The 16,850-nt window shown below is 57.6% G+C and carries 16 protein-coding genes; 2 read left to right on the forward strand and 14 right to left on the reverse strand.

The genetic code is table 11. From position 1 onward, the window contains the following. Positions 1 to 26 precede the first annotated feature (26 nt). From AC2FIP_RS15170 to AC2FIP_RS15185, 4 genes are all read right to left on the reverse strand, one after another. The gene (locus tag AC2FIP_RS15170; protein ID WP_496678596.1) at positions 27 to 806 is read right to left on the reverse strand and encodes an IclR family transcriptional regulator; all 780 of its coding nucleotides are present in this window, start codon (positions 804 to 806) and stop codon (positions 27 to 29) included. Positions 807 to 817: 11 nt separating this feature from the next. Beyond that, a complete protein-coding gene (locus tag AC2FIP_RS15175; RefSeq protein ID WP_496787075.1) occupies positions 818 to 2,176 on the reverse strand; it encodes a TRAP transporter large permease in 1,359 nt (452 codons plus the stop codon). Further along, positions 2,176 to 2,841, reverse strand: coding sequence for a TRAP transporter small permease (locus AC2FIP_RS15180; protein ID WP_496692258.1), 666 nt, complete (start codon positions 2,839 to 2,841; stop codon positions 2,176 to 2,178). Before AC2FIP_RS15180 ends, AC2FIP_RS15175 begins: the two co-directional genes overlap by 1 nt. A 65-nt stretch (positions 2,842 to 2,906) precedes the next feature. Further along, a complete protein-coding gene (locus tag AC2FIP_RS15185) occupies positions 2,907 to 4,145 on the reverse strand; it encodes a TRAP transporter substrate-binding protein (protein ID WP_142638251.1) in 1,239 nt (412 codons plus the stop codon). A 109-nt stretch (positions 4,146 to 4,254) separates the two neighbouring features. Here AC2FIP_RS15185 and AC2FIP_RS15190 point away from each other — a divergent pair, with 109 nt between their 5' ends. Continuing rightward, positions 4,255 to 5,850 carry a GMC family oxidoreductase gene (locus AC2FIP_RS15190; RefSeq protein ID WP_496697453.1) on the forward strand — a complete coding sequence of 532 codons (1,596 nt, stop codon included), beginning with the start codon at positions 4,255 to 4,257 and terminating at the stop codon, positions 5,848 to 5,850. Positions 5,851 to 6,437: 587 nt separating this feature from the next. Here the strand turns inward: AC2FIP_RS15190 and infB are convergent. The 6 genes from infB to pip all read right to left on the reverse strand — a co-directional run bounded on the left by infB (position 6,438) and on the right by pip (position 13,730). Further along, positions 6,438 to 8,915, reverse strand: a complete 2,478-nt coding sequence (gene infB / locus AC2FIP_RS15195; protein ID WP_496692727.1) for a translation initiation factor IF-2 — start codon at positions 8,913 to 8,915, stop codon at positions 6,438 to 6,440. An 8-nt stretch (positions 8,916 to 8,923) separates the two neighbouring features. Next, the gene (locus tag AC2FIP_RS15200) at positions 8,924 to 9,547 is read right to left on the reverse strand and encodes an RNA-binding protein (RefSeq protein WP_142638257.1); all 624 of its coding nucleotides are present in this window, start codon (positions 9,545 to 9,547) and stop codon (positions 8,924 to 8,926) included. Positions 9,548 to 9,569: 22 nt separating this feature from the next. Further along, positions 9,570 to 11,183: a transcription termination factor NusA gene (nusA, locus tag AC2FIP_RS15205; protein ID WP_271950779.1), complete on the reverse strand. Its 1,614-nt coding sequence runs from the start codon at positions 11,181 to 11,183 to the stop codon at positions 9,570 to 9,572. Further along, entirely contained in the window at positions 11,183 to 11,773 is a 591-nt protein-coding gene (gene rimP / locus AC2FIP_RS15210; RefSeq protein ID WP_496697395.1) for a ribosome maturation factor RimP, read from the reverse strand. The genes nusA and rimP overlap by 1 nt, the downstream gene beginning before the upstream one ends. Before the next feature lie 161 nt (positions 11,774 to 11,934). Next, positions 11,935 to 12,756, reverse strand: a complete 822-nt coding sequence (locus AC2FIP_RS15215; RefSeq protein WP_496787076.1) for an ABC transporter substrate-binding protein — start codon at positions 12,754 to 12,756, stop codon at positions 11,935 to 11,937. Beyond that, positions 12,753 to 13,730, reverse strand: a complete 978-nt coding sequence (gene pip, locus AC2FIP_RS15220) for a prolyl aminopeptidase (protein ID WP_496697391.1) — start codon at positions 13,728 to 13,730, stop codon at positions 12,753 to 12,755. The genes AC2FIP_RS15215 and pip overlap by 4 nt, the downstream gene beginning before the upstream one ends. A 48-nt stretch (positions 13,731 to 13,778) precedes the next feature. On the opposite strand from pip, the gene ubiG reads away from it, so the two are divergent. Further along, entirely contained in the window at positions 13,779 to 14,525 is a 747-nt protein-coding gene (gene ubiG, locus AC2FIP_RS15225) for a bifunctional 2-polyprenyl-6-hydroxyphenol methylase/3-demethylubiquinol 3-O-methyltransferase UbiG (RefSeq protein ID WP_496697389.1), read from the forward strand. 2 nt (positions 14,526 to 14,527) lie between these two features. Here ubiG and AC2FIP_RS15230 read toward each other — a convergent pair whose 3' ends face one another. From AC2FIP_RS15230 to AC2FIP_RS15245, 4 genes are read right to left on the reverse strand one after another with little or no spacing between them, the layout of a single operon-like run. Then, positions 14,528 to 14,968 (reverse strand): MarR family winged helix-turn-helix transcriptional regulator, encoded by a 441-nt coding sequence (locus AC2FIP_RS15230; protein WP_142638269.1) that lies wholly within the window; start codon positions 14,966 to 14,968, stop codon positions 14,528 to 14,530. Positions 14,969 to 14,983: 15 nt separating this feature from the next. Further along, positions 14,984 to 15,814: a carbon-nitrogen hydrolase family protein gene (locus AC2FIP_RS15235; RefSeq protein WP_496787078.1), complete on the reverse strand. Its 831-nt coding sequence runs from the start codon at positions 15,812 to 15,814 to the stop codon at positions 14,984 to 14,986. After that, entirely contained in the window at positions 15,814 to 16,071 is a 258-nt protein-coding gene (grxC, locus tag AC2FIP_RS15240) for a glutaredoxin 3 (RefSeq protein WP_142638273.1), read from the reverse strand. The genes AC2FIP_RS15235 and grxC overlap by 1 nt, the downstream gene beginning before the upstream one ends. A gap of 37 nt (positions 16,072 to 16,108) precedes the next feature. Then, positions 16,109 to 16,837 carry a ComF family protein gene (locus AC2FIP_RS15245; RefSeq protein ID WP_281973580.1) on the reverse strand — a complete coding sequence of 243 codons (729 nt, stop codon included), beginning with the start codon at positions 16,835 to 16,837 and terminating at the stop codon, positions 16,109 to 16,111. Positions 16,838 to 16,850 lie beyond the last annotated feature (13 nt).

A 16,850-nucleotide genomic window follows, 5' to 3' on the forward strand; every position in this document is an offset into this window, starting at 1 on the left:
GCTTTGACTGTCATCTGAAGCATTAGTCACTCGCTCAAAAGAGCCGAAAGCTGCTTCGCTCCCTTCTGAAGTATGCCCAGAAACGACATCAGACTGTTGACGTCATGACGTTGTGTCGGCGCGTGAACCGAAAGCGTGCCTACCAATCGGCCTTGTCCATCCTGAACGGGTACTGCTAGGGCAGTCATTCCGGTCATGAATTCCTCGTCATCGGTGGAATAACTATTCTCAGAGATACGTCGAATCTCCGATCGCAATGCCTTGGGATCGGTCAGCGAGCGTTCGGTTTGTGGTTGTAGATGTCCTGCCGAAAGAAACCCATCCAGCTTTCTTTGCCGTAGTGTGGACAGGTACATCTTGCCGCTGGCCGTGCAATGGAAGGGCACCTGTGTCCCGACCGGCAGTTGAATTCGCAGGGGCCACTTCGTTTCCACCCGGTCGAGATAGATCATGCCCTCGCGGTCTGGAATGGCGAGATTACATGTCTCGCCAACAGTTTCAGCCACACTGCGCAAGATCGCCAGTCGCGCGGTGCGCAAATGCTCGGAAGACATGGTGTTGACCGATAGCAGTCGCAGCCGGTGTCCCGGGCCATACGATCTGCCATCGAGATCCCGCTGCAGAAACCCTTCGGCTTCTGCGGTTTGCAGCAGACGGTGAATTGTTGGCTTGGCCAGACCTAATGCCTCAATCAGATCCGATGGTTTTACGGAAACGCCACGCCGCGCCACCTCCTCGAGGATCAGCAGGAGGCGGAGGTTGGTCGGTATTTGAGTTTCTTTTTCTTGTGTTTCCGTCTCGGCCATCCTGCAACAGTCTAGTTATTTGGCAGCAGTATCAAGGCCAGATCGGGCACAAGCGACACTAAAATCCAAACCGAAAGAAGCGCCACCAGATAGGGTACCGTATACCGAAGCAACCGGAAATAGGGTACTCCTGTTACTCCTGAAGCCACATAGAGGTTCAACCCATAAGGTGGTGTGATGAATCCAATGGACGCCCCCACAAGGAAGATCACCGAGAAATGGATTGGATCAATCCCAACCGAGGCCGCGATTGGCGCAAGAATTGGGGCGAGAATTATGGTTACAGGTAGGCTTTCCAGAACCATACCCGAGAAGAAGACAATCACCATCGACGTGAACAGAACCGCATAGTACCCACCCATCGAGGTTACAAAATCTCCAATGGTTTGTTGCGCGCCGAGCAATGACAAGATCTGTTGCATCACAACTGATATCGCGATCAGCGGCGCAAGGATGCCGGTGATCTGGGCCGAGCGGATGACGATCGAGGGGATCTCGGGGATCGTAAAGCCTTCGACCACGAACATTTCGGCGTAACTCTTCTCGGTTGGCGATATGTCGTTTCTGGCCCCCATAATCCGGTTGATCGGATAGCTGACCAAACCAGCGATCACACAGAAGCCAACTGTCACGCCCGCGGCTTCTGTCGGGGAAAACTTGCCTGTGTAGATGCCCCACAGCACCAGCCCAATGGCGAAAAATCCAAGCCAGGCGCCAAATGCCGTTTTCAGTATCCGGTTGAGCTGCAAAGGGATCAGATGGCCCCACCCGTTCATGCGGCAAATGATCCAGCACGCGAATTGCATACCAAAGACCATGAGCGCGCCCGGAAGAATGCCCGCCACGAACAACTCGGAAATAGGAAGGTTCATCAAGAAGCCATAGACGATGAAGATAATGGACGGCGGGATTATGATCCCTACAGTACCCCCTGCCGCAGCGGTCGCCGCGCTGAACCGTTCGTCATAGCCACCTTTGACCATCTCGGGGTGCAGCATCGAACCAATTGTGGCTGTCGTCGCCGAGTTTGATCCCGAAATCGCCGCGAATAACCCGCAGGCACCAAGCGATGCCATCGCCAACCCACCACGTATCCAGCCCAGACAGGCATAGGCGAAATCGCTGAGCCTTCGGGCAATACCAGATTTGTTGATCAGGTCTCCGGTCAGGATAAAGAGCGGCATCGCGAGCAGGGCAAAGCCTTTGTTGAACACGTTCAACAGTTCGGCCCCCATATTGTCCAGCGTCAAGCCAAGGACGAATGAGCAGCCGATCACCCAATAGCCGATGACCAAAAACACCGGCACGCCCAGCATAAACAGAAAGGTAACCCCAAGTGAGATCAGTGTAACCAAAGTTCCGTCTGTCATCAGTCTGCTCCGATCACGGCCTGCTTGATCAGCGGCTCACCTGTTTTCCAGTTTTGCAGATCGTCGGCGAGGTTCTGAAACACACGCCCGATCATCAAAAAGAACGAAATAGGCGCGGCCAGCAAAAACCACCACTGCATGATATTGTCCGTGCCGAGAACGATCTGAAAATTCGAGGCCGATAACGCAACCAGTCGCGTTGTCGTCACGATGACGATCACCGCAAAGATGAACCACAGCACCGCATCAAGGATCAAACAGGCCAACTGCCCGCCTCGGGGCATTGCGGTGCGGAACTCATTGAAACTCAGATGCGTCCGCAGGCGAACATTGTACGTGGCCCCGAACCACGCCATCACCATAAACAACAAGGGAGGGATAGTGGTGGACCACGGTTCTTGATCGTTGAACACGAATCGGTCGATCACGCCCCAGAAAATGATCAACGCAATGGCGAGGTAAGAATATACCATCACCGACCGCTCCAGATGGCGTTCGATAAACGGCACTGTCCGATAGATCAGCATGATCACGAATCCGCCCATGGCTGAAACAACCGCGCCCAACACCCATGCGGCGTCCGATTCCAGCGCTGATTGAATCTCGAACGAATCCTGGCTGAGAAAGGCACTGAAGATCGCGCCTGTGTCTGCCCAAAACGACATGTACCCCGTCCTCCCAGTCGGTGTGTATTAGAACCGGCCCGCTTGGGGCCGGTTCGTCTTTTGTATCAGGCTTCGCCTTTCCACCAACGGCGCGGTTCTACGTTTTCCGGCAGGGTGTCTGCCGGAATCTCACGCGCGATGTCGTAGATTTCCTGATAGGTATCGATGCCACCGGCCCATTTGTTCAAACGCTCACGCCACTGCGCCCAAGGTTCGGGGTTGTAGTTCGGGGCGCACATCTCTTCGGCCAGTTTGATCTGATCATCTGGCAGGAATGCCGGACGTACTCCATTTTCGGCGAAGATAGTATCAGGCAGCTGCGGTTCCGAGAAACCGACGGTGTTCAGCAAAGCCGCTTCATTGGCACCTTGAATCAAAGCCTGCGTAAAGTAGGAAGACTCCATCACAGCATCCTGAAGCTCCCCGCCCAGACTGTCGAACACTTTGGCTGACATTGAGGTATGTTCAGTGCCGCAGAAGAATTTCAGGTTGACTGACTGCGACACCACTGGAGCCATGTTGGCATATGCGACGGCCGATGCCCACGTTTCAGCCCCGTCGATCAGACCAGTCTTCAACGCATCCAGAGTTTCTTCCCATGCAACCGGTACCGGATTCAGGTTCAACAGCTGCATCGCAATGCGTCCCAGCTGTGTACCCGTCACACGGTTCTTTGTGCCGAACAGCTCTTCCAGTTTGGTGACGGTCGGCTTGTCGGCAAAGGTCGAACCCATTTGCAGGCCGCGCAATTCACAGTGGGTAAACAGGAACTTCAGGCCGTGCCGTTTCTCAAGCGGATCACGCAGAATGCGCTGGCTCGCCGGGCTGTAGAAGAAGTGATACTGCGCTGCCCGGCTGGGGAACATGTAAGCATAGTCCAGCACGTTGAGATACGGCGCGCCTCCAGCCGAGTTCTGGGTCGAGGCCGCGTAAATATCAACAATGCCCTGCTGAGTTTTTTCAACGCAGCTCAGCTGCCCGCAGATCTGGTTGTCGCCAATGAACTCGATCCGAATTTCACCGTCCGTGCGCTCTTCCAGATCGCGTGCAAACTCGATCGCGCCGGCGCGTTCGATCAGCAGATTGCGGGTGTTAAAGCCCGATGCGCCGAATTTAAGCGTGTGCTTTGGCTCTTTCGAGAAGCGCTTTTCATAGGTTGATTCGGCTGCCTGCGCCAGATTCGCCAGGCTCATCGCGCCACCGAACCCACCTGCCGCCAGCAGTGTCGAACTCATGCCATAGCGCCCGGCCACACGAAAAAAATCTCGCCGGGAAATGCCACTTAGTTTCTTACCGATCTCCATTGCCTACCTCCCTGATCGCAATTAATGAGACGTTTTGTATCAAAAAAGGCTAGTATATTTCTCGCATCTTGCATAGAGTTTTTTTCAGTCGCGTCGGGAGGAGACAGTTATGGAAGTCGATTATGCGGTAGTCGGAGCAGGATCTTCGGGCTGTGTCATTGCCAACCGTTTGAGTGCTGATCCCAATACGACCGTCGCATTGCTGGAGGCTGGCGGTCGCGACACCAACCCGTGGATTCACATTCCGGTCGGATATTTCAAAACAATGCACAACCCGTCGGTTGACTGGTGCTATCGCACTGAACCCGATCCGGGGCTTAATGGACGATCCATAGACTGGCCACGAGGCAAGGTGCTGGGCGGCTCATCCTCGCTGAACGGGCTGCTTTATGTCCGCGGCCAGAAAGAAGACTACGATCGCTGGCGGCAAATGGGCAATGAGGGATGGGGGTGGGACGATGTCTTGCCCCTGTTTAAACGCTGCGAAGATCAAGAACGCGGTGAAGATGAGTTTCACGGCATTGGCGGGCCTTTGTCTGTTTCGAACATGCGCATTCAACGCCCCATCTGCGACGCCTGGGTTGCCGCGGCACAGGCCGCAGGCTACCCGTTCAACCCCGACTACAACGGTGCTGAACAAGAGGGCGTGGGGTATTTCCAACTGACCACCCGCAACGGTCGTCGCTGCAGCGCGGCTGTGGCTTATCTCAAACCCATTCGAAGTCGTCAGAATCTGAACATCATCACCAACGCATTTGTGACGCGCTTGGTTTTGGACGGGAAAAAGGCGACCGGGCTGGTTTACCGGGACAGGTCAGGGGTCGAGCAAACTCTGAAGGTTCGACGCGAAATTATCCTGTCTGGTGGCGCGATCAATTCGCCCCAGATCCTGATGTTGTCGGGGATTGGAGACCCGGACCACCTCAAAGAAAACGGAATCGAACCGCTTCACGCCCTGTCTGGCGTTGGTAAGGGCTTGCAGGATCATTTACAGGCGCGCCTGGTGTTCAAGTGCAATGAACCAACACTGAATGATGAAGTCCGCAGCCTCTTCAATCAGGCGCGCATCGCTCTGAAATATGCACTGTTCCGTGCCGGGCCTATGACAATGGCGGCCAGCCTTGCCACCGGCTTTATGAAAACGCGCCCGGATGTAGAGACACCCGATATACAGTTTCATGTCCAACCCTGGTCCGCTGACAGCCCGGGCGAGGGCGTACACCCGTTCTCGGCCTTTACAATGTCGGTCTGCCAGCTGCGCCCGGAAAGCAGGGGGGAGTTGCGCTTGAACGGCCCCGATCCGTCCAAACATGTCAAGATCATACCGAACTACTTGTCCACAGAAACAGATTGCAGAACCATCGTCGATGGCGTGAATATCGCGCGGCGAATTGCCAAGAAAAACCCTTTGGCCTCGAAGATTTCGGAAGAGTTTCGACCAACAGCAGATCTGAATTGCAACGACTATGACGCTACGCTGGATTGGGCCAGGTCGAATTCGACCTCAATCTACCACCCAACCGGCACCTGTGCGATGGGAAGCTCTGAGGCATCTGTTGTCGATCCTAAACTAAGGGTTCACGGACTAGAAAATCTGCGCGTGGCCGATTGTTCAATCATGCCCGAAATCGTCAGTGGCAACACCAACGCACCGGCAATAATGATCGGGGAAAAGGCGAGCGATTTGATAATCGCGGATGCCTGACAGGCCCTCCATCTTGCCTGTGTGCGATGCAGAATGCCCAAAACACTCGCAACCGATGGATCGGTGTGCCAGTCGCGCAAGCTCAAGCTGTTCTGTTGATTATGTCTGATCGCAACTCGCACTTTGCCAACTCTTGTCTCATGACTGACCGTGATCTGGGAGGGCGACTCTTGGTCAACGATCTGTGCTGCATCCAGCTCAGATTTTGACGTCAAACCAATCTCGCGAAACATGCATAAGCGATCGCGGACACTACTTGCTTTTCCAATAGTTCAAATCGGAACGTCCACTTTCCTATTTTTGGCGTACAAGTACTTCACTTGCAGAGAGAGATATAAACAGCACTGGGTCGCGAGCCTGAATGCTTGGCTACTGACATTGCGTCGGTGAACCCTATTGGCCGCTAAGTCCGCATAGCCGCCACCAACCTAGATTTACTTTGCCTCTTGAACCAAGGCTACCCGGTGCGACTTGATGATTAACTTCAAACAAACTCGCGCATAAAGTCAAAGGCTCACGGCAGCTCTCCAAAAGAAAAACAGCGGCCCGTTAGAGCCGCTGTTTTCCGAATTTCAGTTCTGTCCGGATCAATCCAGTGTCCGGGTGACCTCTTCGCGCTCGAAGATTTCGATGACGTCGCCGGCGCGGATATCGTCATAGTTCTCGAATGCCATACCGCATTCCTGACCCGACTGAACCTCGGCCACTTCGTCCTTGAAGCGCTTCAGCGTTTTCAGCGTGCCTTCGTGGATCACCACGTTGTCGCGCAGCAGGCGGACGCCTGCGGAACGACGCGCCACGCCTTCGGTGACCAGACAGCCAGCAACTTTGCCAACGCCGGTGACCTTGAAGACTTCGCGGATCTCGGCATAACCGATGAACTTTTCGCGGATCTCGGCGCTCAGCAGGCCTGAAGCGGCAGCTTTCACGTCGTCGACCAGATCGTAGATCACCGAGTAGTAGCGGATTTCCACGCCCTTTTGGTTCGCCGTGTTCCGCGCCGAGGCATTGGCACGCACGTTGAAGCCCAGGATCGGGGCGCCGGATGCTTCGGCCAGGCCGACATCGGTTTCGGTGATTGCACCAACGCCCGAGTGCAGCACGCGTACACGTACTTCGTCATTGCCGATCTTTTCCATCGCCTGAACGATGGCTTCGGCAGAACCTTGCACGTCCGCTTTCATCAGGATTGGCAGCTCGGTGACGTTTTCGTCTTCCTTGGCCTTCTGCATAAGCTGTTCAAGGGTGGTCGCGGCACCGGCGGCGGCGCGTTTGTCCTTGGCGGCTTGCTCACGGTAGGCGGCGATTTCGCGCGCCTGCGCTTCGGTCTCGGTGACGTTCAGAACGTCTCCGGCCTCGGGCGTGCCGTTCAGACCCAGAACCTCGACCGGAACCGAGGGGCCAGCTTCTTTGACGCGCTCGCCCTTGTCGTTGATCAGTGCACGGACTTTACCGTATTGCTCACCCACAACAAAGATATCGCCCTGACGCAATGTACCGGTTTGAACCAGAACGGTAGCAACAGGTCCACGGCCCACATCCAGCTGCGCCTCGATCACGGCCCCCTGGGCGGCGCGATTCGGGTTTGCTTTCAGCTCGAGGATTTCGGATTGCAACGCGATGGCTTCCAGCAGCTCGTCCAGACCCTGACCGGTGATGGCGGACACTTCGACGTCCTGAACCTCACCCGACATTTTCTCAACGATGACTTCGTGCTGCAGCAGATCGGTGCGAACCTTGTCCGGGTTCGCATCCGGCTTGTCGACCTTGTTGATCGCAACGATCATCGGGACACCCGCCGCTTTGGCGTGGTTGATCGCCTCGATCGTCTGCGGCATCACCGCGTCATCCGCAGCAACAACCAGAACCACGATATCCGTGACCTGTGCCCCGCGCGAACGCATCGAGGTAAAGGCCGCGTGGCCCGGCGTATCCAGGAAAGACAGCGTTGTGCCGCCATCGGTTTTCACCTGATAAGCGCCAATATGCTGGGTAATACCCCCGGCCTCACCCGCCACAACGCGAGCGTCGCGGATCGCGTCCAGCAACGAGGTCTTACCGTGGTCAACGTGACCCATGATGGTAATGACCGGCGGACGCGACTGCAGATCGCCTTCGCTGTCTTCGATCTCTTTGATGACGTCCTCGACGTCAGAGGCCGAGACGCGCGTGACCTTGTGGCCAAATTCTTCGATGATCAGTTCCGCAGTATCAGCGTCAATGGTCTGGTTCTGCGTGACCATCATGCCCATGTTCATCAGCGATTTGACAACGTCCGCTACACGCTCGGCCATACGGTTGGCCAGCTCGGACACGACAATCGCCTCGGGCAGCTGTACGTCACGGATAACCTTTTCCCGCTCGACCGCGCCGCCCATGGCTTTCTGACGCGCGCGCTCTTGCTTACGCTTCATGGCTGCCATCGAACGCTGGCGGTTGCCTTCACCACCGGTCGCCTGACCCAGAGTCAGCTTGCCTGAACGGCGGTTATCGTCACGGCCCTTGGTGCGCGTGCCGCGCTGTTCACGCTCGCGATCCTGCTTGCGTGGCGTTGCTGCGGGCGCAGGCTTGCTGGCCGGGCTGCGGGCGGCTTTTGGCTCTTCAGGAGTCGGGGTCGCCGCGACACGCTTAGCGGCATCTTCAGCCTCTTTGCGCTTGCGTTCTTCCTCTTCGGCCTTGGCGCGCGCGCGTTCTTCGGCCTCGCGCTGTTCGCGCTCTTTGGCCTCTAGTTCCGCACGGCGACGGGCACGCTCTTCCTCGCGCGCTTTTTCAGCGGCCTGACGCTCGGCGGCCTCTTCGACCTCACGCGCCTTGGCAGCCTGCAGCGCCTTCATCCGGCGCGCCATTTCCACGTCGGAAATCCCGGCAGGACGACGCGACGGATCACCTGATGGCGTAGCTCCACCACCGGTTTTGGCCGCACCCGGCTTGGGGACCACCACGCGCTTGCGTTTGGTTTCCACCACGACATTCTTGGTGCGTCCGTGGCTGAAACTTTGTTTCACATTTCCGGGGCGCGCCCCGCCACGAAGACCCAATGTCTTTTTGCCGTCACTATCGCTCATAAAGCTTCTTACCCTTCCGCGCGGCCCTTGCCGCCGTCATCCGTTTCGCGCAAGCCATGCAGGCGCTGCGCTTCCTCTACAACACGTTTGGCGAGTCCGCCAGAGGCCAAGGCCGCATGAATCACGGTTTGGCGCCCAAATGCCGCCCCAAGTTCGTCTGCGGTCAACCAGCCGATGTATTTCCCAAAGTGCGGCGTGCTGAGTTTCGACTTGCCGCGCCCCGATCCATCGGACGCCTGAAGCAATATCTGGGCCTCTTCCCGGTCCAGCATTGCCTTGACCTTTTCATAGCCAGCAACCGCATCACCGGACTTGCGTGCAAGGCTCAAAAGCTCGATCACGCGCCGCGCAATCTGCTTTTCAACCTCATCGGCCAGATCCTTTGACACAGTGACCTGCGCCTTGAACCCCCGCGCGAACAATTTCTTGCCGATGGCTTTGTCCAACGCGCTGCGGTCGGCCGAGACATAAACACCGCGCCCCGGCAGTTTTGCCGCGACATCAGGAAAGACCTGACCGTCTGGCCCGACCACAAAGCGGATCAGCCCATATCTAGGCTGAACCTCGCCAGTGGCAATGCACTTGCGTTCGGGTCCGTCAGACCGATCCTTATGGACGCCACCGCGACCCATGTGCGCCACCCGAAGCCTGCGATCAGGCCTCGGCTTCCTCGTCGGCCGCTACGCCGTCTTCTTCAGCCTGCTCCAGTTCGGCAGGATCAACCCAGCCCAACATGATGCGTGCGGTCATGACCAGATCCTGCGCCTCTTCCAGCGTTATGCCAAAAGGCTCCAGAACGCCGTCATCCTTGATACGCTCACCATCAACTGTGGTCCAACCACCAGCCAGTTCCCAGTCAGCGCAGGTGGCAAAATCTTCCAACGTTTTCACGTCGTCCTTGGCCAGCGCTTCTACCATCTGGGGTGTCAGACCTTCGAATTCAATAAGGCTGTCCTCGACACCCAGCTCACGCGCTGCATCCAGCGCCGCTTTGGCCTGTGCTTCCAGGTGTTCACGCGCACGGGTCTGCAGTTCCTGCGCGGTGCCATCGTCGACGCCGTCAATGACCAACAGCTCGTCGAGCTCGACATAAGCGACTTCTTCCAAGTTGGTAAACCCTTCCGAGACCAGCAGCTGCGCAAAGAACTCGTCCAGATCCAGGCTTTCCATGAACAGGCTGGTGCGGGCTTCGAATTCTTTCTGACGGCGCGCCGATTCTTCGGCCTCGGTCATGATATCAATGTCCAGATTGGTCAGCTGGCTGGCCAAACGCACATTCTGACCGCGACGGCCAATGGCAAGGCTCAGCTGTTCTTCAGGAACCACAACTTCGATCTTGCCCGCTTCTTCATCCAGAACAACCTTGGACACCTCGGCAGGCTGCAGCGCGTTCACCAGGAAAGTGGGCTGATCTTCGTTCCATGGAATGATGTCGATCTTTTCGCCCTGCAGCTCATTCACGACGGCCTGCACACGGCTGCCGCGCATACCAACGCAGGCACCGACAGGGTCGATCGAGCCGTCATAGGAAATGACAGCGATCTTGGCGCGCGATCCGGGATCACGAGCAACAGCTTTGACCTCGATGATGCCATCATAGATTTCCGGCACTTCCATCTTGAACAGTTCAGCCATGAATTCAGGCGCGGTGCGCGACAGGAAGATCTGGTGGCCACGAACCTCGCGGCGAACTTCCTTGATATAGGCGCGCACACGGTCATTGGGGCGATAGCTTTCGCGGCCAATCTTGTCGTTGCGGCGCAGAACAGCCTCGGCACCGCCCAGATCGACGATGACATTGCCGAACTCTTCGCGCTTGACCGCACCGTTGATGATGGTACCTGCGCGATCCTTGAAGTCTTCGTACTGGCGATCGCGCTCGGCTTCGCGGACCTTCTGCAGAATCACCTGCTTGGCGGATTGCGCCGCGATCCGGCCCATTTCGACCGGAGGCACTTCTTCGACATAGACGCTACCGACTTCCGGCGCTTCCATGTATTGCTTGGCCTGCTCGACGGTCATCTCGGCCTGATAGTTCTCAAGCTCCTCATCTTCAACCACGGTGCGGACACGGGTAAAGGTCGCCTTGCCGGTCTTGCGGTCGATGCTGACGCGGATATCCATCTCGGCGCCGTAGCGGCTTTTGGCGGCACGGGCGAGCGATTCTTCCATCGCTTCGACAACCAGACCGGGGTCGATCATCTTTTCGCGGGCCACGGCCTCGGCGGTCTGCAGCAGCTCCAGCTGGTTGGCTGAGGTGATTGCCATCAGTTCGTCTCCTCTTCGGACCCTTCGGTCTCAATCTCGTCGAAAGCGTTTTCGTTCAGGGCACCGGCGTCCTTGCGCTGGCGCAGCATCTCTTTGATCAGATCATCGGTCAGGACCAGCTTGGCATCGCTTAGCCAGTCAAACTGCAAGCCGATGGTGATCGTCTCATCTCCCTCGGAGATATTGATCAAAACCTCATCACCTTCGGTCCCGGCCAGCTCACCTTTGAAGCGGCGACGGCCGTCGATCAGTTCGGCGGTTTCAATCTTTGCCTCATAGCCCTCGAACATCTCAAAATCCTTGAGACGTGTCAGAGGCCGGTCGATGCCGGGGCTGGACACTTCCAGCGCATAGGCGTCAAGGATCGGATCTTCGACATCCAACGTGGCACTGACTGCGTTCGATATCTCGGCGCAATCATCCACTTCGATGCCACCATCGGGCTTGTCGGCCATGATCTGCAAGGTGGTCTGCTTGCCGCTCATCAGGCGGATACGGACCAGCTCATACCCCAGATCTTCGATCACTGGGGTGATGATCTCGGCCAGTCTCCGATCGATGGCAGCTTTGGCTATCAGTTCGTTTGTCATCAGCTACTCTACCCTGTCAGTCGGGCACAAAAAAACGGGCGCGCGGCCCGTCGAAATTCCCGGTGGAGCCCCAGACCAGAAGTCTGACACGCCGCTGTTGCAACTGCATATACGCAGGGTTTCCCGAGTCTGCAACCCCCGGCAGGAACCCTGACCGGAATTTACGCCAACCACCACCGTTCAGCGATGCGTCCGTCGTCCAGCGCGCGCGCGCCGCCGATCTGCTGGGGCATACCAACATGAGCAGCAGCAGCCAGCGCAATATCCGATTCGCTGGGGTGAAGGCGCAGACCGCGCAGTCCATTCAAGTCTTCGGATGATGGCAGGGCAGCAATATCCACATAGCCATCCCGCAATGCTTCGGCCCGGACGCAGGCATCAGGAATGACGATAATCTCAAAAGCATCCGCCCAGCCGGCCTGAGTGCTCTTATAATGGTCAACAACTTTGCGGCCCAGAAAGTGGCGATCATCCTCAGCCCGTTCGACACGGTAGCATCCGGTGCCATTGGCGATCTGCAGCGGTTTGACGCTCTGACCAGCCCGCGGGATGACAAATTGACTTTCGGCCAGCAGGAAAGGCAGGCCGGGATTAGGTTTGGCCAGTTCAAGATGCAGCCGGTTAGGGGCCAGCGCTTCGGCGCGCCCGACTTCGGCCAAAACCGCCATCACATCAGCGATATCCAATGCTACGCCGTCGTGGAACACCGCATCATCGCGCAGATCAAACGTCCAGATCCGGGCATCCGTATCGGTCTGCCATCCTGTTGCCAGCTCACCTCGCAAGGTACCGTCCGGTGCGATTTCGGTCAGCGTGTCAAACACCGCCCCCCGTGCAACCTGTTCAAGACTGTCGTCACGCGGCACCGCAAGCCGCAGGGTTCCGCCCGGCTTGGGCGTATTCGCCAGTGACGCACCTGTTGCGGCCAACAGCGCCGCAGCGGCACCTGATGCAAACAACGCGCGGCGGTCAATGCGGGTCATGCTACCCCCTCAGCCACGCGGTTCATAATGCGGACCAGTTCGGCACTGATGCCGGGTTCAGACAGGGCATGGCCCGCCTGACGGACCATCTTCAATTCGACATTCGGCCAGCGCTCGGCCAGGTTCCAGGCAGAATGCGGCGGGCAGATCATGTCATAGCGCCCCTGAACGATATGGCCGGGAATATGAGCGATCCGATCCATCTGCTCCAGAATCTGCCCGTCCTGATCAAGGAAAGCCCGATTGATGAAATAGTGATTCTCAAGCCGGGCAAAGGCGCGCGCATACTCACCCGGGCTTTCTCCGGTGGATCCGTTCGAATGGATTGACGCCAGCGCATTTTCCCAGGCGGACCAGGCCCGTCCGTACAGAACCTCAGTCGCCCGATCCCCTGAGAACAGGCGTTTGTTATAGGCCCCAATCGCATCGGAAAGCTCTGTCTCGGAGAGCAGAGCGGTGAACTTGGACCATTGCTCGGGCCAGAACTTGCCCGCGCCACCACCATAGAACCAGTCCAGCTCGGCCTGCGTTGCCAGAAACACGCCGCGCAATATCAGCCTATTCACCCGGTCGGGATGCGCCTGCGCATAGATCAACGCCAAGGTTGCGCCCCAGCTTCCACCGAAAACGGCCCAGTCACTGATGTTCAACAGTGTGCGCAGCCGTTCGATATCGGCCACCAGATGCCAGGTTGTGTTGTCTGTGACCGACGCGTGCGGGCGCGAGCGTCCACAGCCTCTCTGATCAAACAGAATCACCCGAAAGACGTCCGGATCGAAATAGCGCCGCATTGCGGGGCTGCATCCGCCACCCGGACCTCCGTGCAACACGACTACCGGCAGGCCATCCGGATTGCCGCATTGTTCCATATAGATAAGGTGACCATCGCCCACATCGACCATGCGCTGATCGAACGGGTCGATCGGCGGGTAAAGATATTGCACTGCGCGCTTTTGGTCCGGGTACTTGTCCATTATGGCCCTATATAGTCCTTAAACGTAAAAGAGCATACGGAGACAGGAATGCAAGCGCATCCGAACACGGTAGACCCGTCCGAGATCGCAAAATTCGAGGCGATGGCCGCCGAATGGTGGGACCCGCATGGGAAATTCAAGCCCCTGCATATGCTGAACCCCTGTCGTCTGGATTATATCACACAGCAAATCGCAGGCGAATTTGACCGTGATCTGAAGGCCCCGCGCCCGTTCGAGGGCCTGCGCCTGCTGGATATCGGATGTGGAGGAGGCTTGCTGAGCGAACCCATGGCTCGCCTTGGCGCCGAGGTCGTGGGCGCCGATGCCGCCGAGGGCAACCTGCCCGTCGCCCGCATCCATGCCGAGCAATCGGGGCTTGGGATCGACTATCGCCACACCACTGCCGAGGCTATGGCCGCCGCAGGTGAGCAGTTTGATGTGATTCTGAACATGGAGGTGGTCGAACATGTGGCCGACCCGCTCAGCTTTCTGACATCCACGCGGGATTTGCTGAAACCCGGCGGACTTGAGATTTGTTCGACCATCAACCGCAACCCGAAATCCTATGCGATGGCCATCTTTGGTGCCGAGGTGATCATGCGCTGGCTGCCGCGCGGCACGCATGAGTGGAACAAGTTCATCACCCCTGACGAGTTGTTCGACCTGTTGCGTCAAGCCGGGTTGGACCCGGTGGACCGCAAGGGTTTCGTATTCAACCCGATCCTGTGGAGCTGGTCGATCTCGGCCCGGGATTTGAGCGTGAATTATGTGACGGCGAGCGTGAAGCCGGGGTGAACCTACTCCCCTTCCAACTGCAACCGCAAATCCCGCAGTACGGGCAGGGTGCTGCGCACCCGCTCCAGCCCCAGCTCTCCGACCACGCGATTGATCAGCGGCGCAATGGAGGAGATCGCCTGATCCCGAGCACTCCGCCCAGCGGGGCTGATGGCGACCATCTTGCGGCGGGCGTCGTCCCAGTCGGGGCGGATGTGGATATATCCGGCCCATTCCAGCTTGGCCAAGGTATTGGTCATGGCACCTCGGGTCACGTGAAACGTATCGGCTAGCTGTGCCGGGCTGCGTTCGTTGCCGACAAAGACAAGATGGTTCAAAACCGAGAAATGCGAAATTTCCATGCCCCTGGGCAGCACCCGGCTGAGCCGGTTCCGCAATAACTGGTCTGCGGTCAGGATCTCGCTGAACAGCGTGACCGCGAGGGCATTGGTATCGTTTGTCATAGTCCAGATTCTGGATCAAGGGCCGTCAAAGGGACGGACATGTGTCAGCGAAGGCACGCGGCGTCGTGCTTCTGTAACAGAACTATCATCCAAATTGAAAAAGTGAATGCCCTGATCGGTCCCTGCGTCGATGACGACCTCTCCCCATGGGGCGACGACCATGCTGTGACCGTAGGTTTTGCGGGTCTTTCCCCTTGTTTTAGGGTGTTCACCTGTCTGCGCCGGGGCCAACACCCAGCATCCGTTTTCAATCGCCCGCGCCCGCAACAGCGATTTCCAATGGGCCTCACCCGTGCCAGGTGAAAAAGCGGCTGGAACCGTCAGAATGCGCGCTCCAGCCTGCGCCAGAGATGCGTACAGTTGGGGGAAGCGGATATCATAACATATACTCAGACCCACCTTGCCGAAATCTGTCTCGGCTATGACCGCCCGTGTGCCGGGACGGTAGTTTTTGGACTCGCGAAACGTCTCGGCCTCGGACACCTGCACGTCGAACATATGAATCTTGTCATACCGCGCCACGATCTGCCCCTGAGGATCAATCATGAAAGACCGATTGGCAAACCGACCATCCGCATCATGTGTTTTGATCGCCAACGAGCCGATCAAAAACCAGATCCCCAGGCTCGCGGCCTGCTCGCGCAGCCCCGCAAGTGTCAGGTCTTCTTCTTCGTATTGCAGGATTTCCCGCTGCCGTGTGGACGAGGTGGACACGCAATTCGTCACCTCGGGCGTCAGAACGAACCGCGCACCTAGCCCTGCCGCTTCGGACATCAGGGCGCGCACCATTTTCAGGTTTTCAGCCGGGTCATCCGACGAGGTGATCTGAAGCAGGGCGCTCTTCATCAGGCCGCCAGCAAACCGTCCAGCTTGCCCTGACGTTCCAGCTCATACAGGTCGTCGCATCCACCCACATGCTGCGATCCGATAAAGATCTGGGGTACGGTGCGCTTGCCACCGGCGCGCTGGATCATTTCAGGTTTGCGTTTTGGGTTCCTCAGCACATCGACTTCCTGAAACTCGACGCCCTTCTGATTCAACAGCCGTTTTGCAGCGTGACAGAAGCCACAGAGCGGCGAGGTATATATTTCTACCGATTTCATATTCCGTACCTTTGGGTTTCGCACAATCCTGGGCGAGTTAGGTATCCTTGGCAACGCGCGCTAGGGTCAACACAAAAATATGATTTGCCCCGGATGCACGACAGACACGTGCACATGAGGTCAATGTTGCGCCTGATGTCATGACATCATCGACCAGCAGAATATCGCGCCCCTGCATCTGCCGAAGCCGCCTGGGATGCGCTGCAATCGCATTCTCCAGCGTTTCCATGCGCTGTGCGGCTGTTTTTCCATCCAAAACCGGCGTTCTTGTTCGTCGGACCAGAAGGTCCGGACAGGCCTCCAACCCGGTTTGCCGCCCCAGATGCTGCGCCAACAGGGCAGATTGGTTGTACCTGCGTTTCAGCAACCGGGACCAATGCAGCGGTACCGGCGCGATCAGCATGTCCTCGCGAAACAAATCCCGACCCGCCAGGGCCATCCAGCGCGCCGCAGGGCGTGCAAGCTCGGGCCGGTCCCCATGTTTCAGAGCCAGAATCAGGGATCGCGCCTTGCCATCATACAACAGCGCAGACCGCCCATCGCGCCAGGGGCGCGGCGTTTTCATACAGTCATCACATTCGATTCGGTGGCCATCGGCCTCACCCGGCAAGGGCACGCCGCAGCTTTCACATACAGCGCCACCGATAAAGGGCGTTTCACGCCAACAGGAGCCACAGAGGCCGAAATCCGATTCGGTCAAATCACCGCATCCCAGACAGCGCGGGGGATAGATCATCTGGACAGCGGTTTGAATCCGCTGCCACATGCGATAGTTGCGC

Source organism: Ruegeria sp. CDSB114, assembly GCF_059611025.1.

Coding starts and splice junctions, on each gene's coding strand:
- nusA (WP_271950779.1), bottom strand. CDS start 11,183: ATGGCAATCACCTCAGCCAACCAGCTGGAGCTGCTGCAGACCGCCGAG.
- rimP (WP_496697395.1), bottom strand. CDS start 11,773: ATGACAAACGAACTGATAGCCAAAGCTGCCATCGATCGGAGACTGGCC.
- AC2FIP_RS15170 (WP_496678596.1), bottom strand. CDS start 806: ATGGCCGAGACGGAAACACAAGAAAAAGAAACTCAAATACCGACCAAC.
- AC2FIP_RS15235 (WP_496787078.1), bottom strand. CDS start 15,814: ATGAAGAGCGCCCTGCTTCAGATCACCTCGTCGGATGACCCGGCTGAA.
- AC2FIP_RS15215 (WP_496787076.1), bottom strand. CDS start 12,756: ATGACCCGCATTGACCGCCGCGCGTTGTTTGCATCAGGTGCCGCTGCG.
- infB (WP_496692727.1), bottom strand. CDS start 8,915: ATGAGCGATAGTGACGGCAAAAAGACATTGGGTCTTCGTGGCGGGGCG.
- AC2FIP_RS15180 (WP_496692258.1), bottom strand. CDS start 2,841: ATGTCGTTTTGGGCAGACACAGGCGCGATCTTCAGTGCCTTTCTCAGC.
- AC2FIP_RS15190 (WP_496697453.1), top strand. CDS start 4,255: ATGGAAGTCGATTATGCGGTAGTCGGAGCAGGATCTTCGGGCTGTGTC.
- grxC (WP_142638273.1), bottom strand. CDS start 16,071: ATGAAATCGGTAGAAATATATACCTCGCCGCTCTGTGGCTTCTGTCAC.
- AC2FIP_RS15200 (WP_142638257.1), bottom strand. CDS start 9,547: ATGGGTCGCGGTGGCGTCCATAAGGATCGGTCTGACGGACCCGAACGC.
- AC2FIP_RS15245 (WP_281973580.1), bottom strand. CDS start 16,837: ATGTGGCAGCGGATTCAAACCGCTGTCCAGATGATCTATCCCCCGCGC.
- AC2FIP_RS15185 (WP_142638251.1), bottom strand. CDS start 4,145: ATGGAGATCGGTAAGAAACTAAGTGGCATTTCCCGGCGAGATTTTTTT.
- pip (WP_496697391.1), bottom strand. CDS start 13,730: ATGGACAAGTACCCGGACCAAAAGCGCGCAGTGCAATATCTTTACCCG.
- AC2FIP_RS15230 (WP_142638269.1), bottom strand. CDS start 14,968: ATGACAAACGATACCAATGCCCTCGCGGTCACGCTGTTCAGCGAGATC.
- AC2FIP_RS15175 (WP_496787075.1), bottom strand. CDS start 2,176: ATGACAGACGGAACTTTGGTTACACTGATCTCACTTGGGGTTACCTTT.
- ubiG (WP_496697389.1), top strand. CDS start 13,779: ATGCAAGCGCATCCGAACACGGTAGACCCGTCCGAGATCGCAAAATTC.